The organism is Hymenobacter mucosus, from assembly GCF_900188255.1.
Classification (GTDB): Bacteria; Bacteroidota; Bacteroidia; order Cytophagales; family Hymenobacteraceae; genus Hymenobacter; species Hymenobacter mucosus.
In genome coordinates this window covers 192,256-212,429 of the sequence record NZ_FZNS01000003.1, presented here as the reverse complement: position 1 = coordinate 212,429, position 20,174 = coordinate 192,256, and the positions used below count along the sequence as shown (strand labels likewise).

The 20,174-nt window shown below is 56.9% G+C and carries 19 protein-coding genes; 9 read left to right on the top strand and 10 right to left on the bottom strand.

Annotated features, from left to right (window positions below; all coding sequences use genetic code 11):
* Positions 1 to 100 precede the first annotated feature (100 nt).
* The 4 genes from CHB83_RS08110 (at position 101) to CHB83_RS08095 (ending at position 4,816) form a co-directional block, all read left to right on the top strand.
* A complete protein-coding gene (locus CHB83_RS08110; RefSeq protein WP_089332255.1) occupies positions 101 to 1,036 on the top strand; it encodes a DnaJ C-terminal domain-containing protein in 936 nt (311 codons plus the stop codon).
* A gap of 80 nt (positions 1,037 to 1,116) precedes the next feature.
* Positions 1,117 to 1,449, top strand: a complete 333-nt coding sequence (locus tag CHB83_RS08105) for a chaperone modulator CbpM (protein ID WP_045687686.1) — start codon at positions 1,117 to 1,119, stop codon at positions 1,447 to 1,449.
* 184 nt (positions 1,450 to 1,633) lie between these two features.
* The gene (locus tag CHB83_RS24295; RefSeq protein WP_089332254.1) at positions 1,634 to 3,214 is read left to right on the top strand and encodes an OmpA family protein; all 1,581 of its coding nucleotides are present in this window, start codon (positions 1,634 to 1,636) and stop codon (positions 3,212 to 3,214) included.
* Between the two features lie 138 nt (positions 3,215 to 3,352).
* Positions 3,353 to 4,816, top strand: coding sequence for a hypothetical protein (locus tag CHB83_RS08095; RefSeq protein ID WP_089332253.1), 1,464 nt, complete (start codon positions 3,353 to 3,355; stop codon positions 4,814 to 4,816).
* A gap of 19 nt (positions 4,817 to 4,835) precedes the next feature.
* Here the strand turns inward: CHB83_RS08095 and CHB83_RS08090 are convergent, their stop codons facing one another.
* The 6 genes from CHB83_RS08090 to CHB83_RS08065 all read right to left on the bottom strand — a co-directional run bounded on the left by CHB83_RS08090 (position 4,836) and on the right by CHB83_RS08065 (position 8,680).
* Positions 4,836 to 5,567: a ZIP family metal transporter gene (locus CHB83_RS08090; protein ID WP_045687688.1), complete on the bottom strand. Its 732-nt coding sequence runs from the start codon at positions 5,565 to 5,567 to the stop codon at positions 4,836 to 4,838.
* Between the two features lie 197 nt (positions 5,568 to 5,764).
* Positions 5,765 to 6,031, bottom strand: a complete 267-nt coding sequence (locus CHB83_RS08085) for a heavy metal-binding domain-containing protein (protein ID WP_089332252.1) — start codon at positions 6,029 to 6,031, stop codon at positions 5,765 to 5,767.
* Positions 6,032 to 6,034: 3 nt separating this feature from the next.
* Positions 6,035 to 6,394, bottom strand: a complete 360-nt coding sequence (locus tag CHB83_RS08080; RefSeq protein ID WP_045687690.1) for a hypothetical protein — start codon at positions 6,392 to 6,394, stop codon at positions 6,035 to 6,037.
* Positions 6,395 to 6,456: 62 nt separating this feature from the next.
* Complete coding sequence (locus tag CHB83_RS08075) at positions 6,457 to 7,083, bottom strand: hypothetical protein (RefSeq protein WP_089332251.1); 627 nt, start codon at positions 7,081 to 7,083, stop codon at positions 6,457 to 6,459.
* A 115-nt stretch (positions 7,084 to 7,198) separates the two neighbouring features.
* Entirely contained in the window at positions 7,199 to 8,059 is an 861-nt protein-coding gene (gene nadC, locus CHB83_RS08070; protein WP_089332250.1) for a carboxylating nicotinate-nucleotide diphosphorylase, read from the bottom strand.
* Between the two features lie 222 nt (positions 8,060 to 8,281).
* The gene (locus CHB83_RS08065) at positions 8,282 to 8,680 is read right to left on the bottom strand and encodes a DUF4783 domain-containing protein (protein ID WP_045687692.1); all 399 of its coding nucleotides are present in this window, start codon (positions 8,678 to 8,680) and stop codon (positions 8,282 to 8,284) included.
* A 144-nt stretch (positions 8,681 to 8,824) separates the two neighbouring features.
* On the opposite strand from CHB83_RS08065, the gene gpmI reads away from it, so the two are divergent.
* Positions 8,825 to 10,372 carry a 2,3-bisphosphoglycerate-independent phosphoglycerate mutase gene (gene gpmI, locus CHB83_RS08060; protein ID WP_089332249.1) on the top strand — a complete coding sequence of 516 codons (1,548 nt, stop codon included), beginning with the start codon at positions 8,825 to 8,827 and terminating at the stop codon, positions 10,370 to 10,372.
* The gene (locus CHB83_RS08055) at positions 10,365 to 10,943 is read left to right on the top strand and encodes a hypothetical protein (RefSeq protein ID WP_089332248.1); all 579 of its coding nucleotides are present in this window, start codon (positions 10,365 to 10,367) and stop codon (positions 10,941 to 10,943) included. The genes gpmI and CHB83_RS08055 overlap by 8 nt, the downstream gene beginning before the upstream one ends.
* A gap of 88 nt (positions 10,944 to 11,031) precedes the next feature.
* Here the strand turns inward: CHB83_RS08055 and CHB83_RS08050 are convergent, their stop codons facing one another.
* From CHB83_RS08050 to prfA, 4 genes are all read right to left on the bottom strand, one after another.
* The gene (locus CHB83_RS08050; protein WP_089332247.1) at positions 11,032 to 11,619 is read right to left on the bottom strand and encodes a hypothetical protein; all 588 of its coding nucleotides are present in this window, start codon (positions 11,617 to 11,619) and stop codon (positions 11,032 to 11,034) included.
* A gap of 107 nt (positions 11,620 to 11,726) precedes the next feature.
* On the bottom strand, positions 11,727 to 12,149 hold the full coding sequence (locus CHB83_RS08045; RefSeq protein ID WP_045687696.1) for a secondary thiamine-phosphate synthase enzyme YjbQ: 423 nt from the start codon (positions 12,147 to 12,149) through the stop codon (positions 11,727 to 11,729).
* Between the two features lie 4 nt (positions 12,150 to 12,153).
* Positions 12,154 to 13,665, bottom strand: a complete 1,512-nt coding sequence (locus CHB83_RS08040) for a hypothetical protein (RefSeq protein ID WP_089332246.1) — start codon at positions 13,663 to 13,665, stop codon at positions 12,154 to 12,156.
* 159 nt (positions 13,666 to 13,824) lie between these two features.
* Positions 13,825 to 14,895, bottom strand: a complete 1,071-nt coding sequence (gene prfA, locus CHB83_RS08035) for a peptide chain release factor 1 (RefSeq protein ID WP_045687698.1) — start codon at positions 14,893 to 14,895, stop codon at positions 13,825 to 13,827.
* 484 nt (positions 14,896 to 15,379) lie between these two features.
* On the opposite strand from prfA, the gene thrA reads away from it, so the two are divergent.
* The 3 genes from thrA (at position 15,380) to thrC (ending at position 20,162) form a co-directional block, all read left to right on the top strand.
* Complete coding sequence (thrA, locus tag CHB83_RS08030) at positions 15,380 to 17,824, top strand: bifunctional aspartate kinase/homoserine dehydrogenase I (RefSeq protein WP_089332245.1); 2,445 nt, start codon at positions 15,380 to 15,382, stop codon at positions 17,822 to 17,824.
* 19 nt (positions 17,825 to 17,843) lie between these two features.
* The gene (locus CHB83_RS08025; RefSeq protein WP_089332540.1) at positions 17,844 to 18,788 is read left to right on the top strand and encodes a homoserine kinase; all 945 of its coding nucleotides are present in this window, start codon (positions 17,844 to 17,846) and stop codon (positions 18,786 to 18,788) included.
* 72 nt (positions 18,789 to 18,860) lie between these two features.
* Positions 18,861 to 20,162: a threonine synthase gene (gene thrC, locus CHB83_RS08020; RefSeq protein WP_089332244.1), complete on the top strand. Its 1,302-nt coding sequence runs from the start codon at positions 18,861 to 18,863 to the stop codon at positions 20,160 to 20,162.
* Positions 20,163 to 20,174 lie beyond the last annotated feature (12 nt).

Sequence of the window (20,174 nt, the reverse complement as noted above, 5' to 3'; positions counted from 1 at the left end):
ACTCTAGCGTTGCCTCTGGCCGGAACTGGGTCGCCCCACCCAGGCGCGCAGGCTGGCTAGGGCAATAGTGCCTGTATTGTTCTGCTTTTTGCTTAACAGCGTGGACTACAAAGACTACTACAAAATCCTGGAGCTCGACAAATCGGCTACGAAGGACCAGATCCGCAAGCAGTTTCGGAAGCTGGCTCGTCAATATCACCCCGACGTAAACCCCAACGACCCCGAGGCGGAGCGCAAGTTCAAGGAAGTAAACGAAGCGCACGAAGTACTGAGCGACGACGAGAAGCGCCAGAAGTACGACCAGTTGGGTGCCGATTGGCAACGCTACCAGCAAGCTGGCGGCGCTAGCCGCGGTGGCACTGGCGGCGGCTTCGACTGGTCGCAATATGCTCAGGGAGGCGGCCAGGGCTACGGCGGGTTTGGCGGCAGCACCGGCGACGACCCATTTGGAGGCGCCGATTTTTCGGACTTTTTCAGCTCCATGTTTGGGGGCATGGGCGGTGGCCAAGGCGGCGCCCGCCCCCGGCCCGGCCAAGACTACCAGGCGGAATTAGAACTTACCTTGGAGGACGCCTACCAGGGTGGCCCGCGCACCCTCACCATCAACGATAAAAAGCTCCGTGTAACCATTCATCCGGGGGTAGAGGATGGGCAAACCATTCGGCTGCGCGACCAAGGCGGGCCGGGCCGCAATGGCGGACCGGCCGGCTCCCTCTACATCACTCTGCGCATTACCCCCGACGCCCGCTACACGCGCACTGGGCAAGACCTCACACTGGATGTGCCCATTAGCATCTATAAGGCCCTGCTGGGCGGCGAGCAGGTAGTGGAAACCTTATCCGGGCCGGTAAAAATTAACATCAAGCCGGAAACGCAGAACGGCACTCGGCTGCGCTTGCGTGGTAAGGGATTTCCCGTGTACCGCAAGGAGGGCCAGTTTGGCGACCTATACCTGCGGCTGGCCCTGACACTGCCCCAGCAACTCACCAACCAGGAAAAGGAATTGTTCCGCCAGCTTGCCGCCCTGCGTGAGTAGACGCTTACAGCGCCTCCAATGACCTGCCTGGTTTCATCGGCCCAAGCAACCCCATCTGCTACGAAAACCGACTAGCTTCTATGGAAATGCATAGTATCACCATCACTTTTCGGGAGTGTGCTACCACTTACGGTCTCAGCGAAACCGACGTACGGGAGTTCGTGGATATGGGCCTGCTGCAAGCTTCTACCGACACGCCTAATGCCCTGCAGGAAGAGCCCGACCATTTGGTTCGCTTGGCCCGTCTCCACCACGAATTGGCCCTGAGTAAGGACAGCCTAGGCGTGGTACTGGACATGCGTCGGCGCTTGGTGCAGTTGCAGCAGGAGCTGCGCCAGCAGCACGCCCGCGTGCGTCAACTAGAGCTTTTTTTACGCGGCTCCGCCCCCTTGCTTGATGCCGACCTGCAATAACAAACAGGGCGTTACCAGAGCAAATTACTACTGTTAAGCTTGCGCAACAATGCTGGCTACTCCAGACTAGCTCCTGTCTGAAAGTCAAGTTGACTTTGCTTGGTACAACTTTTCCCCTCAGAGCAGGTATAACCTCCCATACCAGCCTCCGGGCCTTCTATCTGCCACCTTTTTTCCATCATATATGCTTCCACGCATTCCCCTATCAAAAGCGTTAGCGCTGGGGGTGTCGGCTTGGGCGTTAGCCCCACTCGCCTCTCACGCCCAGACCGCTGACCGCAAAACAGCTATTGGTATCAACGTTAGTGCCATGCAGTACAAGGGCAACTTTGGCTCTGACTACTGGAACTGGAGCGAAAACAAGTACGCCCCTGGCATTACCATCAGCCAGTACCTTTCCAAAGGGCTCGACTTGCAGTTGAGTGGTAATTATGTGGAGTTCAAGAAGACGGCCCCGGCTGGCAACCCCTACTACGGCAGCAACTTTGCTACCAACGTAGTGAACGTAAACCTGGGCTTGAAATTCAAGCTGCTGAAAGAAGAGTCGTTCATTCGCCCCTACTTGCTGGCCGCTCCCGGCTGGACCTATACGAGCCGTGAAGGAACCATTTTCCGGAACAACCAGACCAACAACACCGACCAGGACAAGAGCTACTTCGATCTGTTTGGGGCCGCTGGCTTAAGCTTCCGCCTCGGCGACGCCGTAAGCTTGTTCGTGCAAACTGGCCAGCACATTCCGCTGAACGCCAACATTGATGGAGTGCAAACCCGCGACGACAACAAGTGGGACGATAAGTTCTTGCAGCACACCGTGGGCCTGAACGTGGCTCTTGGCAAAGTAAAGGATGAGGATAACGATGGTGTACCCGACCGCAAGGACAAGTGCCCCGGCACGCCAGCTGGCGTAGCCGTGGACGCCAATGGCTGCCCCCTTGATGGCGATGGCGACGGTGTTCCAGATTATCAAGATAAGTGCCCCACCGAGAAAGGTCTGGCCAACCTAGAAGGTTGCCCCGATCGTGATGGTGACGGCATCCGCGACAGCGAGGACAAGTGCCCCGACACGCCCGGCAAAGCCGAGCTGCAAGGCTGCCCCGATGCCGACAACGATGGTGTAATTGACCAGAACGATAAGTGCCCCAACACACCTGGCGGCGTGAAGGTAGATGCCAGCGGCTGCCCCGTAGATACCGACGGTGATGGCGTACCTGACTACCAAGACCGTTGCCCGAACCGTCCGGGCCCGGCTTCTAACAAAGGCTGCCCCGAGATGAAGATTGAGGAGAAGAAGCGCCTCCAGGAAGCTACCAAGTACATTCAGTTCGAGTTCAACAAGGCTACGCTGAAGCCTATTTCGTTCCCGACCCTCGATGGCCTGGTACAAATCCTGAACGATTACCCAGACTACTTCCTGGGTATCTCGGCCCACGCTGATAATGTTGGCAACGATGATTACAACCTGCGCCTGTCGGATGAGCGTGCTGCTTCGGCCCGTGCCTACATGCTGCGCAAGGGTATCCCAGCCGACCGCATTGTATCACATGGCTACGGTGAGAGCAAGCCCATTGCACCAAACACCACGGAGGCTGGTCGTGCCCTCAACCGCCGCGTAGAGTTTGACGTGTACCTGCCCGGTGACCCCAACCCCGCAGAAACCAAGTACGGTCCGGCCCCGGAAATTCCGGCGGCTCCTGCTGCGGCCCCAGCCAAGGCGGCGCCCGCTAAGAAAGCTCCGGTTCGGAAGGCTGCTCCCCGTCGGAGGTAATCCGGCTCTAAGCTAAGCCCCTACTGCAAAGCGCCCCGCTCATGTGAGCGGGGCGCTTTTTTGTTGTGCCATTTCGCCAATAGTGGGAGTATGCTACCTCATTCGGATGTGTGGAGGGAGGCTATGTATCTTGCCGGGATGCTGAAAACCGTTACGTATTGGCTGCTGGTAGCAGTAGTGCTACTCGACCTAGGGTATTCCTACCTTCAGTACTACCAGATGCCCCTCGATGGCGACCTTGCCGTTATAGCCCTGCCCAGCGAACTGTGTCGCCAAGTACTCCAGGACCCATTTGGGTGGGCGGCCTTCTCCCGGCACGAAGTTTACATTGCACCTAACCGCTTCTTCGCCCATTTAGCCATGCACTTGTACTTCCGGCACGTGCCGTTGTGGCTACAACAGGTCACCGACCCCATTAGCAGCGTGTACGCGGCCTGCGCTTTGTTTAAAACAGCGGTGCAGGCACTCTTATTTTACTTGCTAGGAGTTTACATTGGAGGCACGTACCGGCTAAGCAGCTACCGCCTGTGGTTGGGCGCGGCCTTGGTAGCGCCCCTGTTTCAAGCCAGCGGGTACCAAATGCAAATGGGCATCATCGACCACTCGGTATCCTACGTTTTCTTCTACGCTTTTCCGCTGGCGTTGCTGCTGCTGTTCTTCTTGCCATTCTACCAGGCCGCTTATTTCGGTCAGCCACTGCGCTTATCCTGGCTTGCGATGCTAGCCTTTATGGGGCTAGCCGTGGTGCTGGCCTTCAATGGGCCCATAGTGGTAGCGGCGGCATCGGTGCTATTCCTCGGCATTGGGGTGCATTGGGTAGGGCAGCAGTGGCGTGCTACCAGGCAGCCCTGGTTGGCTAGCTACTGGGTAAGCAGGCTGCGTACCGTGCCAGCAAAGCCTGTTCTTTTGCTCGGATTTTTCGCGGTGCTGTGCCTCTACTCGCTATACTTAGGGCGCTATGAGGCCGAAAGCTATACGCACACCTTGCCTCTCTTCGAGCGGTACCGCCTGTTGCCCAAAGGAGTATACAAACAGCTTACCGTGAAGCTGGGCCTGCCATTGCTCATAGCCTTGCTTCTGCTCAACCGCTACGTATTGCGCCGCCTATTGCCGTTCACGCCCACCACGGAGCGAATTACGCGCGGCATACAATGGCTGGGGCTGTTCGCGCTAGTCTATGTGCTGCTGCTGCCTTTGGGAGGGTACCGCAACTACCGCCCGCTCATTCTACGCCGCGACTCCATACTGCCCATTATACTAGGCATGGTGTACTGCTACGGCAGTTCCAGTTGGTATGTGGTACATCACCTTGCCGGCAAGACCCTGCGCTGGTATCTGGCGGCCCTAGGTGTATGCGCTGCTATCTACATGGCGGTTGACCAGCCCCGCATTGCTTCCACCGATAACAACGACTGCGAGCGACTGGCCCTGCAGCAGCTCGCTCAATCATCGGAACCAGTTGTTAGGCTTGGCACCTCCTGCACCGTCATGGCCTTTGAGCAGCTCACCGAGCCCTCCCAATCAGAAAGCAACGCCCAGCTACTAGCCCACTGGCGCATTACGAAGGGTAAGAAGCTTTACTACCAGGCACCAGGCTGGTAGGTAGCAGCCTGATCATTGCTTACATCCAGTCTACGGCCAAAGCCAGCACCATGCCCGCCACAGTAGCCGCTACTTTGCGCACGTTCAGGCTATGATCGGGACTGGTTTCGAACAAGATGGTAGTAGATACATGCAGGAAATTGCCGGCTACTAAGCCCAGCAAAGCTGCGTACAGCCCGTGCTGCAATAAGTCTTCCAGCACTACGTAGTTGCTGATGATGATACCGGCCGGGCCCGCGGCCGCGAATACTAACAGGTAGGGCATGGCCCGGCTGAACGTACCTAGGCGTAGTAGCAAAGCGGCCATCAGGGCAAACGCCGCCGGAATGTGATGCAGGGCTACTCCGGCCAGAATAGCGTAGAAGTTCTGGCTTACATCGCCTGCAGCCGGCGTTTTCACCAGTATACTACCCTCCAAGAAAGAGTGTAGCACTAGTGAAAACAAGAGCAGAAATGGCACTCGCCCAGCATGTTCCGTATGGTGATGCACGTGCCCATGCTCCACGCCCTGCGAAAATACCTCCAGCAACAGCTGCCCAAAGAAACCAGCCAGCACAAAGTACCCAACCCGATGCCCCGGCAGCATTTGCAAGGCCTCGGGTAGCAGATGCGTGATGGTGAGGGTAAACAGATAAGCGCCACTAAAAGCCAGTAGTGGCTTCATCCACGTGGTGCGAGCCGTCGGCACAAAGCGGGTTAGCCAACCGGCGCCCAGCACGGTACCAAACAAAGCAAAAACGGCAAACCACATAGGTTGGAGAAACAATAATTGAGTAGCCAGCCTAGTTGGCGACTAGTACTAACCCAGCCGCATTTCCTAAGCGCTACTCATACAGCACCCTGAAATAGTAAAAAGGGCGTTTGCACGCCCTTTCGCAGTAGTATGGCCACAAAACAGGCGCCTACTTTTGCAACAATGCTGCAAAAGTAGGCGCCTTTCTACTCAAATCAAAGTGAATCTGAAGGAGCAGCTTTGGCGGCGGGGTTGGCTTCCAGCTCCATTCCGCATACCGGGCACTTGCCAGGCTTGCTGCTGGCGCTGCCTTCGCAACCCATAGGGCAGCTGTACGCGGCAGCCAGCACCGGAGTTTCGGTAGTACCAGCGGGAGCGGTAGTAGCTGCTTGGCCGGCGGGTTTCTGCTCGCAGCCCGTTAGCGTGCTAGCTATGGCCAGGCCCACCACTACCGCAGCGGTTTTCCACAATGCTAGGGCCATATACTACTCCTGATCCTCGCCTTTGGTACCAGCGTTTTGCACGGTCTGAGGAGCCGCTGGGTGATTGGTGCGCGATGCTTCTTCGGAGTTAGCCGTGCGAGCCGCATCAGCCGAAATTTTCTCTTTCGCATTAGGCTCATCCAAAGTCACTTCCGAGCTGATGGGACGCTCAATAGCGCCACCTTTTGCTTGGTCGGCTTCATGCTCCGTGTGCTGGTCAAAGTTGTCGGATGAGCGGGAGCCGGGAGCTACCATATCTACCGATACTTTTTTGTCAGGGCGCCAGTCAGAAGGTTCGGTGCTGCACGCGTTCAGGGCGAGCGTGGCCAGAGCTAGGGCAGAAAGCACGAGTTGCTTAGTCATGAGAAAAGAAGAATGAGCTACGTAGTTAGTTGAATGACGAAAAGCGCAGACCGAAAGTTGGCTTACGCGGCGGGTTGGGTAGGCAAAGCAGGCAGCAAGTTCTTGCGGCGCAGCATGGCCTCGAACAGTTTTTGGTCGTTGCCGCCTTTAAAAATCCGGTCGGGCACTTGCACAAAGATGGGCGTTTCGAACGTCTTGGCAGCCCAGCGGCGCCAGCCTTTGATGTCTTCGGGCAGTTCGTCGGGGCCTTTCAGGTTGAGGAGGTAGCTCCCGTCTTCACGCTGCACGCTACCAATCATATCCCAGGTTAGGCGCATGCCTTCCCGCTCGTTGCGGCGCAGCACAATTTGCTTATTGTCGAACTCATAGTTGAGCTTTTCAAACAACGGCTTGCTTTGCTCCATCTGGGTGGCTCCAGTAATCTGAGCTGAACGTAGCAGCACGTACAGCAGCGTCAGAATAAACGCCGAGGCCAGCCACCACCATGAGGGCCAAATAAGTACTGGCAGCAAGCCCAGCACGAACGGAATAACTGCGTACCACCACTCCTTGCGCCACACCCGGCCCATGGCAATGCGCGTGTACGTGTCGGTATCGAGCTGGTGCTTTTTGGTGACAATAGCCAGCGGCGAGGGTCCCTGCGGCTGCGCTTGTTGTCGGTAGTTGCCGCGTTGGTTGGGAAGTTGCATGGGTGATATGGAAAACACGTGGAACGAGCCGATTATGACAGCGGTAGGCCAGCTACCCGCACGTAGTTACACCACGTGTGCTACCTCTTCGGCTACATTCAATTCACTAGAAAAGTTAGTATGCTTTTAAACTCATGTCGAGGCTCTTGGTAGAGTGCGTAAGCGCCCCCACCGAAATGAAGTCTACCCCGGTTGCCGCAACGTCTGCAATGGTTTCTTCCGTAATACCCCCGCTCGCCTCAAGCGGCAGGCGACCGGCTACCAAAGCTACTGCTTCACGCAGCATGGGCGGGGCCATATTATCGAGCATGATTCGGCTGATGCCGCCCACTTCTAGCGCCTCCTGTACTTCAGCCAGGGTGCGGGTTTCTACTTCAATGGGCAACTGACGGCCGGTGCTGGCCAAGTAGGCCTGCGTGGCTTTTACCGCCTGCCGAATGCCGCCAGCGTAGTCGACGTGGTTATCCTTCAGAATAATCATGTCGAACAACCCGTAGCGGTGATTTACACCTCCACCAATCAGCACGGCCCACTTCTCGCAGAGCCGGAAGTTAGGCGTGGTTTTGCGCGTATCCAGCAGCCGGGCCTTGGTACCGCTCAGCAAAGTAGTGAGGTGGGCTGTGTGCGTAGCAATACCACTCATGCGCTGCATACAGTTGAGCACAAGGCGCTCGGCGGTCAGAATGCTGCGAGAGCGTCCTTCTACCGTGAAGGCAATGTCGCCGTACTGAACGCGGGCTCCATCAGCCAGAAGCTGCTCTACTTGAAGTTCCGGGTCTACCTCTCGGAAGATGAGGTGAGCTAGTTCTACGCCGGCCAACACGCCTGCATCTTTCACCAGCAGGTGGGCTCGGTTGCGGGCTTCAGCGGGTATAGCGGCCTGGGCTGAATGGTCGCCATCACCCACGTCCTCGGCTAGAGCCGTGCGGATGAAAGTAGAAAGAGCTTCCGGCGTAAGGTAAGATGGGGTTTGCACGGCGCAAAAATAGCAAAAACAGCCCGATTCCCGGCCCTACCCTCTTACCTCATTCTACTCACCGGAAGTTACACACTGCCAGCCCACTACTAGGTCTTTGTGAATGCCTACCCTCCTTAAGGCAAGTAAAACCCCTCGTGTGGGATGCAGGCTAGGATATAGACATAAAAAACGCGCCGCAGAAAGATCTGCGGCGCGTCGGGAGAGAGAAGAGTAGGGAATTTATTCCTTCGAGAAATCGATTGTGCCAATCTTAAGAGCACCACTAACTGATTTCATCTTGACAAACATGCGGTAAGTACCATTTTTGCCAGCGTACTTACCTACTGCATACGGGGTACCCTCATTGCTTCCCCCGTAATGGATAAAATCAAAGGAAGCGGGGCTATTCTTAGCGAAGAAGTCTTTCATGACAAACTCGGCCTGCGTAGAGCTATAGCTTTGCTTGTCTCCGTCGAAGCTGAGCTCTACCGTAGGAGCGAAGTACTCAGCTAGTTCGTGTGAGGAGCTACCCCTGATGGCATTGCGAATAGGGGCGAAGGCTTCCCCCTGGGCCTGGACACCTACTGACAACAGGAGACTCCAGAACAGGACGAATACCAGGAAAAAAGTGCGTTTCATGCTAGAGTAGAGAATTCGTCATGCAGTTTGCGAAAACTATGCCAATCATATAGTAGTACAAGTATTTTCCCGCCAAGTCCACTACTCCAGGGCTAAGTTAGGGAAAATGCGCGCGTTTAGGCGGCACCCGTATATCTTTGCACCATGAACAAACAGGTATTGTTGGTAATTCTGGACGGCTGGGGACTGGCGCAGAACAAAGAAGTATCGGCCATTGACCAAGCGCGTACGCCTTATGTCGACTCGTTGTTTCAGCGTTTTGCGCATAGCAAGTTGCAAGCCTCCGGCGAGGCCGTAGGATTGCCCGATGGGCAAATGGGTAATTCTGAGGTGGGCCACATGAATATTGGGGCTGGCCGCGTGGTATACCAAGACCTTGTCCGCATCAACAAATCTATCCGGGAGCGTAAGCTGGCAGCTATGCCCGCCCTACAGAAAGCGCTGGAATATGCACGCGCTAACCAGAAGCCGGTGCACCTGATGGGTCTACTCTCCGACGGTGGCGTGCACTCTCATATTGAGCACCTGAAAGCTCTGTGCACCATTGCCCACGACCAGGAGGTGCACAAGGTATTTATTCACGCCTTCACCGACGGCCGCGACACCGACCCCAAAGGCGGCGTGAACTACGTAAACGACCTGGAGCAACACTTGCAGCGCGGGGCTAGCGGCAAAATTGCTACGCTAGTTGGCCGTTACTACGCTATGGACCGCGACAACCGCTGGGAGCGGGTGAAGCTGGCGTACGACCTGCTGGTGAACGGTAAGGGTACGCCTTCCCAGAACCTGATCCAAAGCATGCTCGACTCCTATAAGGAGGGAGTTACCGACGAGTTCTTGAAGCCTATCATTAAGGTAGGAGCCGACGGGCAGCCCCTGGCTACTATTCAGGAGGGTGACGTGGTTATTTGCTTCAACTTCCGCACCGACCGCGGCCGGGAGATAACACAGGCGCTGACCCAGCAGGACTTTCATGCCTATGAAATGCACCGGCTCAATCTGCACTACCTGACTATGACCAACTACGACGCCACGTTTACGGGCGTCACGCCAATCTTCGAGAAAGACAACCTGGAGAATACTTTAGGTGCCGTGCTGGAAGCAAATGGCAAAACCCAAATTCGGATTGCCGAAACGGAAAAGTATCCGCACGTTACCTTCTTCTTCTCAGGAGGCCGCGAGGCGGAGTTCGACGGTGAGAAGCGCATCATGCGCAACTCGCCAAAGGTGGCCACCTACGACTTACAGCCGGAGATGAGTGCCTATGAGCTACGCGACGCATTAGTACCGGAACTACAAGCCAAGTCGGCAGACTTTGTGGTGCTTAACTTTGCCAACACCGACATGGTAGGTCATACTGGCGTGTTCGAGGCGGCGGTGAAAGCAGCCGAGGCGGTAGATGCATGCGCTAAGGATGTAGTAGAAACGGCCCTGGCTAGCAACTACTCGTGCATCATCATTGCCGACCATGGCAATGCGGACATGATGGTCAACCCTGACGGCTCGCCCAACACGGCCCATACTACCAACTTGGTGCCCTGCATCTTGGCTGACAACGACTACCGTGGCACCTTGGCCGATGGTAAGCTCGGGGACATTGCGCCTACCGTTCTTCAGTTGATGGGCTTACCCCAACCAGAGGTGATGGGTGGTCAGAGCCTGCTGCGTCTCGAAAGCACACCGAATGCGTAGCTCTTGGCTACTAGTTAGCTTGCTGCTACTCGGGGCTTGTGGGCCGGGCGAGGATACCACCGTGCGCCTGAACCCAGCAAACCGCAAACCCGGCTACTTCGATGTCAAGGGCTTCCTAAACCAGCAAGTAGCATTGCTTAATCAGCGCAAGCCGGCAGTAGATAAACAAGTGGAGTTGCGCAACGGGCAGCTAGAAACCACGCGCGTTGCCCAAACTGATTGGAGCAAGGAACTACAGATCTTTTACCAGGCCGACATCAACAAGCCGGCCCTACGCAATGCATACACAATAACACCCTCAGCTTATTCCGCTGGGGGTGTGCAGCGCTACGCGCGCAAACCTGGCGTGGAGGGTACCGTAGAGTCGCTGACGATTAATGCAGCCAACGGCACGAACCAGGTGCAAGAGCTTACGGCCATTATAAAGCAGGATAATGCCCTGTTTTACTCGGAGAAAAAGCTCCGTTTGTCCTGCACCCAAGGCCAAATAACGAGCTATGAAGTGACCGGTGTGCAGAAGCTTGTTCTATTTGACTCCGTGCGCTATTCCGTACGGACGCGGGTGCTGTAAGTCGAGAACCTCAGGTTTCCCTGGGTAGCAGCATAGCTCAGTGATTACGCTCAACCAATTTCTTAGTGGTTGAGCTCAGCGCCTTATCTTAATCCAAGTACGGTTCTACGTGTACGGCGCTTAGCCGGCCGCCCTGGTACAGAACCGACACGTAATTGGTGCGCTCGGTATCCCCGATGCGTAATTGCTCAGAAACACCCATAGCCGGACGGTGCGCGGCTTCCATGCGCGTACGTAGGCGGCGAGCGTATGAAGGCTGAAAGTTTGTAATGGCAGCGTCACGCAACAGGTCTTTTTCCGCCGCACGGTAAAACTCAAAAGTATTGCCTTGATGGCGCAACAAAAGCACTGTATCTACCTGCCCAGCCTCGTGCAAATTGCGGCAGGGCCGACGGGCTACTACTTTGCCTCCATCCAGCAGTAGCTCTGCTACCGTTGGCTCGGCTCCAAAGGGTTGCCCAGCCAAAGAATCATTGGTGAGACGAACCAACCGGGCCGTTGTTACCCCAGACCGACTTGGTGCACCGGCCGTGTGCGCCGTAGCGGTTGGGTTTATTTCGGCCTGCTGCCTGCTAGAATTTCGGGGGCCTTGCTGATCAGGACCCAGCAACGCCGCCGCGTACAGTAGCGCAGCTGATAAGGACGTGGCAGAAGTAAGCAACAAGGCAGTAAGCATGACAATAGGCGAATGAGCTTCGCTCGTTTATACGCAACTACTTCGCCAATGGCTTGCCTTTGTGGTAGTTCGTCGCCCAGCAGGGGCCCTGGGGCGTCCAACTGGTGCTACTGCCCCATGAGTGTGGCAAGCACCCAGCGCCGGCCACCATGGTTCCGGTGCTCGCCCAAGTAAATTCCCTGCCAGGTGCCCAAAGCCAACTCTCCGTTGCTGATTGGAATGCTCACAGCATGCCCCAGCAGGCTGGCTTTGATGTGGGCTGGCATGTCGTCGGGGCCTTCCATCGTGTGGCGAAAATAGGGCGCGTTTTCAGGTACAGTACGGTTGAAGAACTGCTCAAAATCGTGGCGCACGGTGGGGTCCGCGTTTTCGTTGATGCTCAAGCTAGCCGATGTATGCTGAATGAAAAAGTGGGCGGTACCCATCCGTAGATTCTCTAGCTCTGGCAGCTCAGCCACCAGCAAATCGGTAACCAAGTGAAAACCCCGACCGACAGCCGGCAACCGCAGGCGCTTCTGAATAAACTGCATAAGGTTATGGATTTACCCGCTCGTACGCACCTACGTCGGGGTTGTTCGCGTTGCGGCGGCGGTTTAGCAGGTCGATGGTAGTAGGCAACGGTACGCCCTGGTTAGAAGCGGGCGAGAGAGTATCCAGCTGATAATCGTAGCCCTTGCCGCGGAAGCGAAACGGAGTGCTTCGGAAGATACTGCGGCTCGACTCACTCGGGTTCAGTATGTTACCATTTTTACTTTGGTCTAGTGCTCCCCCTTTTGCGTAGTCCTTGGTGCGCAAGAGGCTATGGCTGATGTTGATGTTGCTAGGGTACTGCTCTCCATCAATAAAGGCTAGTTCATCCTCAATAGAACCCCACACAATGGAGTTGCGCATGATAAAGCTGGGGGCTACGGCTGGCTGCGTCACCCCGTTGATTTTGATAGTTGAGGCCAGTAACACCGAGGACGACTCCCGCCGAAACTGCGGGGTATAGTTTGCAATGGTGCAGTAGTCAAACCGGTAGGTGCCACCCTGCACGGCCCACACGGCATATTCGCCGCAGTTTGTGAGCAAGGTATTGTGCACCGTAAAATCGGCGGAGATACCCAGAATACCAGCACCTTCCAAGGAAAGCCCTCCGTTGGCAAAAGCTAGTTTGGCGCTGGATATATTTTTCAGCACCGTATTCTCCACCAATATGTTGGGACGCGGCTGGGTGTTGTTTGGGTTATAGGCCAGCAGGCCAAATGCGCTGTTCTTAATTTCAGTGTAGCGAACTACGTTGTTGCGGCTACCTTGGTCAAACTCGATACCCCCCCACTGGCTCGGCACCTCGTTGTACACCTCCTCTAGCCGGTCGCCCTGAAAGCGCACAATGTTCTTATCATCGGGTTTCAACTCGCCGGTAGGCGCATAGGTGGGGTTGATGAGCAAGCGTCCTTGCACCACCAGAAAGGCGCCCGAATGGCTGTATATACGAGTACCTGGCTCAATCGTCAGGGTACAGTTGGGGCCCACCCGCGCGTAGTCGTAGATGACATGGGGCTTGTCGGCTGTCCAGACGGCATTGCAGGGCAACGTTTCAGCGGCGTGGAAGTAGGCATTTTGCCCGTAGCTCAGCACTTTCACCTGCTGGTTGTTGCCGTTGGTGCGGAAGCGTAAGTCGTCCTCCACAATAAAAGGCCTCGCGTCGCCGGCCGTAGGGTCTACGGTAGCACTCACCAGCACCAACAAGCTGTCTTTGCCCCTAATTTCTACGTTGTTAGCCGTACTGCCAGCATCGCCATTAATAAGGAGGTTGTACGTTACCCCTGGACGACCAGTCAGGCTGATTTCCTCCACCCGCACGGCACGCGGGTTGCGGTTGTACACCCACAGGCGCTTGGTTACCGTGCCCACCGTCACAAATACGGTGTCGAACTTCACCGTATCGGCGGAGAATTCGAGCTTGGCACTGCTATCCGTCGTGATGATGTCTTCCTTGGGTTCGCACCCTGGTAGCAAGGCCAAAGCGGAAAAGAAAAGCAGCAACGGGAGTAGAAAGCGCATAGAATGGCAAGCTAAAAAAGAACGTCATGCCGCGGGACGGTGCATCTCAGGTGCTGACGTTGTAATACTATTGATTACTACCGTAGCGAATAGATGCGTCGTTCCTGGGCATGACGTTCTGGTGCGTCTGGGAAGACAAACGTGCGGCCAGCCAAGTTATTACGCTACGCCTTCCTTAAGACGTTCAGCGCTTTCAGCTAGGCGAAGCTGCTCCACAAAATCATCAATGTTACCGTCCATTACGCTGCTCAGGTTATACACCGTGAAGCCTATGCGGTGGTCCGTTACTCGGCCCTGGGGGTAGTTGTAGGTGCGAATTTTGTCTGACCGGTCGCCGCCGCCAATCATGCTCTTACGGGCCGCACCTTCGGCTTCGTTTTTCTTGGCCAACTCAATCTCGTAGAGGCGCGAGCGAAGTACCTGCAAGGCCTTATCGAAGTTCTTGAGCTGTGATTTTTGGTCCTGGCATTGAGCCACCAGACCAGTAGGAATGTGGGTGAGGCGCACGGCCGAGTAAGTTGTGTTTACTGACTGACCACCGGGACCCGACGACATAAACAGGTCCTTACGTACGTCGTTCATGTCGATTTCCACGTCCAGTTCCTCGGCTTCGGGCATTACCACAATAGAAGCTACGGAGGTGTGAATGCGGCCCTGAGTTTCGGTGGCGGGTACGCGCTGCACGCGGTGCACCCCCGATTCAAACTTGAGCTTGCCGTACACGTCTTCGCCCTTCACGGCGAGGATAATTTCTTTGTAGCCACCAGAAGTACCTTCCGTAGCATCAATCAAATCCATGCGCAATCCGTGCTTTTCGGCGTAGCGCATGTACATACGCTGCAAGTCGCCGGCAAAGATGGCAGCCTCGTCGCCGCCCGCTCCGGCCCGGATTTCCATGATAATATCCTTGGAATCGTTCGGGTCCTTAGGAATCAGCAAGTCTTTGATAACGGCTTCCAAGCGTTCCTGCTCGGGGTAGAGCGCTTCTAGCTCATCCTTAGCCATTTGGCGGAAGTCTTCGTCCTTCTCGGTGGAAATAACTTCCTTGGCGCCGTCGATGTTAGCCAGCACATTCAGGTAGGCCTTGTACTCGACGACAATCTTATTCAGGTCCTTATATTCTTTATTGAGCGTCTTGAAGCGCTTCATGTCGCTCATGACGTCTGGATGCGTGAGTTGTTCGCTCACGTCGTTGAAGCGCTGTTGGATGGCCTCTAGTTTATCTAGCATCGTGCCTGCAGAAAAGGGATTGGGAGTGCAAAGGTACGCAAATGGAAGGCGCCCCGAAAGGCCGCGGAACTACTTGTGGCAGAGGGCCAGACCGCTACCTTACCACGAGGCTAGCCCAACGGCCCCAAAAAGCACCTGACAGCGCGTTAATCTTTCCGCCTCACCCCCACAGGAAGACAGAGTAGAGCCGGGGAAGGAGGTAGAAAATGTAAATTCACGATATCGTAAACGTTGGTCTTTCAGAAAAATTCCTACTTTACGGCCGCAATCCTCGCACGTATGGCCTCATTCCGAGCCCTTTCTGTAGTACCCCGCATCTTGGTGGCCCCAGTGGCTGTCATTATTACAGGGATTACCGTGACAACAACCCGCTGACGCGGGCTGCGGATTTCTCTTTCTCTTTTTTGATTGTTCGCCGCCCGCCTCGCCGGAACCTCCCTCAGGAGCTACCGGGTCGAAGCGGGTTTTTTCTTGTCCTTTTCCTATGCAGGTTCTCAAATTCGGAGGTTCATCCGTGGCTACGGCCGACAACATTAAACGCGTATTGGCCTTGGCCCACGCTGCCGCCCAACGAACTCCCACCGTGGTAGTCGTTTCGGCGCTGAGTGGGGTTACCGATGCGCTGATTGATGCCGGACGCCGGGCGGCGGCGGCCGATGCCTCCTACCGAGAACACCTGCAAGTGCTGGAGCAGCGTCACCTCGATGTGGTGCGCAGCCTACTACCCATCACGGGTCAAAGTGCGGTGCTCAGCTTAGTGAAAACGTACTGCAATGAACTGGAAAGTATCTGCGACGGCGTATTTGCCCTGGGCGAGCTGTCGGCCCGCACCCTCGACCGGCTGGTAAGTTACGGGGAGTTGCTGTCGTCGCGGGTGGTAGCGGCGGCACTAGCGGCCCAAGACACGCCTCACCAGTGGCTCGACAGCCGCCAGCTGATTCGCACGGACGCCCATTACGGCCACGCCGCCGTTGACTTCACAACCACCAACCCGCAGATACAGGCAGCCGTGAGCGGAGCCGACGCGGCCCTGTACGTAGCACCCGGCTTCGTAGCGGCCACCCATGATGGTAGCACGACCACCCTGGGCCGCGGCGGCTCCGATTACACCGCCGCTATTTTTGCTGGTGCCCTAGGCGCCGAGCAACTGGAAATCTGGACCGATGTGAGCGGCATGATGACGGCCGACCCGCGCCTCGTGCGCCACGCCCGGCCCATTCCGCGCATTTCCTACCAGGAGGCCATGGAACTGTCACACTTCGGGGCCAAGGTACTCTACCCACCTACTATTCAACCCGTAATGCGCCAGGGCATTCCACTCTGGATCAAGAACACTTTTGCTCCAGAAGATGAAGGCACCCTAGTAGAAGTAGCGCCGCCCGCCCACCAGGCTACGGTGCGTGGCTTATCCAGCATTGGGGCCGTTACGCTGCTGCGCCTGGAAGGCGGCGGCATGGTCGGCATTCCGGGCTTTTCGCGCCGGCTGTTTGCCGCCCTGGCCCGCGAGCAGGTCAACGTCATTCTAATAACCCAAAGCTCCTCGGAGCATTCTATCTCGGTGGCTGTGAACAAGGCCGATGCCGCCCGTGCCCAGCAAGCCGCCGACGAAGAATTCGGGCCCGAAATCAGCGCGGGCCGCCTTGATCCGCTGTACCGGGAAGATGACCTAGCTATTGTGGCCCTGGTAGGTGAGCAGATGAAGGACCACCCCGGTATCAGCGGGCGTATGTTTGGAGCACTCGGGACCAATGGCATCAACATCCGGGCTATTGCGCAGGGCTCCTCTGAGAAGAATATCTCCACTGTAATCCGGCAGCAGGATGTGCGCAAGGCCATCAACGTCTTGCACGAAACCTTCTTTGAAGCCACCACCCGCCAAGTAAATATGGTGCTAGTGGGCGTAGGCAACGTGGGCCGCAAGCTCCTCGACCAACTAGCCCGCCAACAGACCTGGCTACGTGAGAAGCTACGCCTCAACCTACGAGTAGTAGGGCTAGCCAACAGTTCCCGCTTTGTGCTGGATGAGGAAGGACTGGACCTACACAACTGGAAGCCCGCACTAGAAGCCGGCCAACCCATGAACTTGACCGAGCTGACCGCAGAGCTGCTGGCGCTGAACCTGCGCAACACGGTGTTCGTGGACGTAACGGCCAGCGCCGACGTAGCCGCCGGCTATGCGCCCCTACTAGCCCGTAGCGTGGCAGTAGTGGCTTGTAATAAGGTAGCGGCTTCATCTGCCTACGCTGAGTACGCTCGCCTGAAGGCCTTGGCGCACGACTTCAACACCCAATTCTTGTTTGAAACCAACGTAGGCGCGGGCCTCCCGGTAATTGGCACCCTCAACGACTTGCTGCGCAGTGGCGACGAGGTACACCACATTGAAGCCGTCCTGTCGGGCACGCTCAACTTCGTGTTCAATAACTACGACGGCACGCGCTCCTTTGCCGAGGTAGTGCGCCAGGCCCAGGACGAAGGCTACACCGAGCCAGATCCGCGCCTCGACCTTACGGGGGTAGACGTGGCGCGCAAGATTCTGATTCTAGCTCGGGAATCGGGGCGCACTCTGGAAATGAGTGACATCCACAACGACTCCTTTCTGCCGGCTTCCTGCTTAGAAGGCGATGTAGCTGCTTTCTACGAGCAACTAGCCGTGCACGAGCCCCATTTCCGCGGACTCTACGACGCGGCCGCGGCCAACGGGCAAAAGCTGCGTTTTGTGGCCAGCTACGCCGACGATAAGGCCCGGGTAGGCTTGCAGTCCTTGGCACCCGGCCACGATTTGTATTCTTTGCAGGGCAAGGACAATGCGGTGCTGTTCTACACCAACCGCTACGTAGAGCAACCCCTCGTAATCAAAGGCGCCGGCGCCGGTGCCGACGTAACGGCCTCGGGCGTGTTTGCCGATATTCTTCGTGCCGTGCAGTCGTAATCGGCTTATGCCTTCTCCTATGAATCTTTCTTCTTCCGTTACCGTGCTGGCGCCGGCCACCGTTGCCAATGTAGTGTGCGGGTTTGATGTGCTGGGCTTTGCCCTCAACGAGCCCAATGATACCATGCACTTGCGCCTCACCGAGCAGCCCGGCGTCACCATTATCAATGAAGACGACTATAACCTACCCACGGAACCTGCTCGCAACGTGGCCGGAGCGGCTCTCCTGGCTTTCCTGCGGGCCGTGCCAGAGCCGGTGGGCATAGAGGTGCGCATCAGCAAGGCCATCAAGCCTGGCAGTGGTATAGGCAGTAGTGCCGCCAGCGCCGCGGGGGCCGTAGTAGGGGCTAACCAACTATTAGGCAACCGGTTCAGCAAGCCGGAGTTGGTAGAGTTTGCCATGTACGGCGAGGAAGTATCGTCTGGCGTCCGCCATGCCGATAATATTGCGCCTGGCATTTACGGCGGCGTCACGCTAATTCGGGCCACCACGCCTCGGCCCGACATTGTGCCCTTGTCGGCGCCGCCCCTGTTCGTGACGGTAGTACACCCCCAAATTGAGGTAAAGACCTCCGATGCCCGCCAGATTCTGAAGCAGCAGGTGCCGCTGAAGTTGGCTATCCAGCAATGGGGCAATGTGGGCGCCCTGGTAGCCGGACTACTCCAGCACGACTACGACCTCATTGGGCGCGCCCTTGAAGACGTCATCATCGAGCCGGTGCGCAGCATTCTTATTCCGGGCTTCCAGGAGGTGAAGCAGGGCAGTCAAGCCGCGGGGGCCCTGGGCGGTGGCATTTCTGGCTCGGGCCCTTCCCTGTTCATGCTCAGCAAAGATGAGGCGACTGCCCGCGCCGTAGAAGCGGTAATGCACGACGTGTATGAGCGCCTAGGCCTCGACCACCACACCTACCTAACCACAATTAACCAGCAAGGCGTGACACTAGTAGCCCCTCCGTCCGCGTAGCGCGGGTCGTTTCTCTGGGCTGCCTTCCTCTGGCTACTCTGCTGGTTTACCTCTCCTTTTGCTTGCTTACTCATGCTCTATTATAGTCTCAACCGCCAGTCGGCCCCGGCCGATTTTCGCACGGCTGCCGTGGCCGGGCAAGCGCCCGATGGGGGCCTATACTTTCCCGAATCTATTCCGCGCTTTCCGGCCGGCTTCGTCGAAAGCCTTGCCTCTTTGTCGCCGGCCGACATCGCCTATACCACGCTGCAACCCTATGTGGGCCATACTATGCCGGAGGCCGTGCTACGCGAGATTTGCGCCGCAGCCGTCGATTTCCCCTTTCCGCTGGTGCCCGTAACAGAGCAAATTAGCGCCCTGGAACTGTTTCATGGCCCCACACTGGCTTTCAAGGACGTAGGAGCCCGCTTCATGAGCCGCTGCCTGGGGTACTTCTCCCGCCACGAAACGCGCCCAGTAACAGTACTGGTGGCTACCTCCGGCGATACCGGCGGGGCCGTAGCAAGCGGCTTTCTGGGAGTACCGGGAGTAGAAGTCGTTATCCTCTACCCTTCGGGCAAGGTAAGCCCGGTGCAAGAACAGCAACTCACGGCCTTGGGCCAGAACGTAATCGCCCTGGAGGTGCGCGGCAATTTCGATGACTGTCAGCGCCTCGTGAAGCAAGCCTTCCGCGACGAAGCTGTTACGAGCCGCCGGCGTCTTACCTCGGCCAACTCCATCAACGTAGCTCGGTGGCTGCCCCAGCAGGTGTACTACTGCTACGCCGTGGCCCAACAGCAGGCAGGATCTGCGGCGCCCGTGGTGGCCGTGCCTAGCGGAAACTTCGGCAACTTGTGTGCGGGGCTGCTGGCGTATACTTCCGGGCTGCCGGTAGGACATTTTGTGGCGGCCTGCAATGCCAACGACGCCGTGCCTGCTTACTTAAAGTCGGGCAGTTACTCAGCCCAGGTGGCCGTGGCTACCCTTTCCAATGCCATGGACGTAGGCGACCCGAGCAACTTCAGTCGTATTCTGGAGCTGTTTAGCCATGAGCACCCCGTTATTCAGCAGCTGCTCAGTGGCTATTCCGTGACAGACGCGGACACTACCGCCACCATCCGGCGCGTACACGATCAAACCGGCTACCTCCTCGATCCGCACGGCGCCGTGGCTTATTTCGCTCTAGAGGACTACTTGCGTCAGCAGCCTGGGCAGCCCGGCATTTTCTTGGAAACTGCCCACCCCGTAAAATTCCCGGACGCCGTGGAGCAGGCTACGGGCCATACGGTACCCATACCAGCGGCCCTGGACGAGCTGCTGAGCCGGCAGAAACACAGCATTTTGCTTGAGCCCACTTACGAAGCCTTGCGGGCCTACTTGCTAGAAACCACATAATACCCTGCCCTA

Bases quoted from the DNA above. Each gene is read 5' to 3' on its own strand.
- CHB83_RS08105 (WP_045687686.1), top strand. From the start codon at position 1,117: ATGGAAATGCATAGTATCACCATCACTTTTCGGGAGTGTGCTACCACT.
- CHB83_RS24295 (WP_089332254.1), top strand. From the start codon at position 1,634: ATGCTTCCACGCATTCCCCTATCAAAAGCGTTAGCGCTGGGGGTGTCG.
- CHB83_RS08095 (WP_089332253.1), top strand. From the start codon at position 3,353: ATGCTGAAAACCGTTACGTATTGGCTGCTGGTAGCAGTAGTGCTACTC.
- CHB83_RS08090 (WP_045687688.1), bottom strand. From the start codon at position 5,567: ATGTGGTTTGCCGTTTTTGCTTTGTTTGGTACCGTGCTGGGCGCCGGT.
- CHB83_RS08085 (WP_089332252.1), bottom strand. From the start codon at position 6,031: ATGGCCCTAGCATTGTGGAAAACCGCTGCGGTAGTGGTGGGCCTGGCC.
- CHB83_RS08080 (WP_045687690.1), bottom strand. From the start codon at position 6,394: ATGACTAAGCAACTCGTGCTTTCTGCCCTAGCTCTGGCCACGCTCGCC.
- CHB83_RS08075 (WP_089332251.1), bottom strand. From the start codon at position 7,083: ATGCAACTTCCCAACCAACGCGGCAACTACCGACAACAAGCGCAGCCG.
- CHB83_RS08065 (WP_045687692.1), bottom strand. From the start codon at position 8,680: ATGAAACGCACTTTTTTCCTGGTATTCGTCCTGTTCTGGAGTCTCCTG.
- gpmI (WP_089332249.1), top strand. From the start codon at position 8,825: ATGAACAAACAGGTATTGTTGGTAATTCTGGACGGCTGGGGACTGGCG.
- CHB83_RS08055 (WP_089332248.1), top strand. From the start codon at position 10,365: ATGCGTAGCTCTTGGCTACTAGTTAGCTTGCTGCTACTCGGGGCTTGT.
- CHB83_RS08050 (WP_089332247.1), bottom strand. From the start codon at position 11,619: ATGCTTACTGCCTTGTTGCTTACTTCTGCCACGTCCTTATCAGCTGCG.
- CHB83_RS08045 (WP_045687696.1), bottom strand. From the start codon at position 12,149: ATGCAGTTTATTCAGAAGCGCCTGCGGTTGCCGGCTGTCGGTCGGGGT.
- CHB83_RS08040 (WP_089332246.1), bottom strand. From the start codon at position 13,665: ATGCGCTTTCTACTCCCGTTGCTGCTTTTCTTTTCCGCTTTGGCCTTG.
- prfA (WP_045687698.1), bottom strand. From the start codon at position 14,895: ATGCTAGATAAACTAGAGGCCATCCAACAGCGCTTCAACGACGTGAGC.
- thrA (WP_089332245.1), top strand. From the start codon at position 15,380: ATGCAGGTTCTCAAATTCGGAGGTTCATCCGTGGCTACGGCCGACAAC.
- CHB83_RS08025 (WP_089332540.1), top strand. From the start codon at position 17,844: ATGAATCTTTCTTCTTCCGTTACCGTGCTGGCGCCGGCCACCGTTGCC.
- thrC (WP_089332244.1), top strand. From the start codon at position 18,861: ATGCTCTATTATAGTCTCAACCGCCAGTCGGCCCCGGCCGATTTTCGC.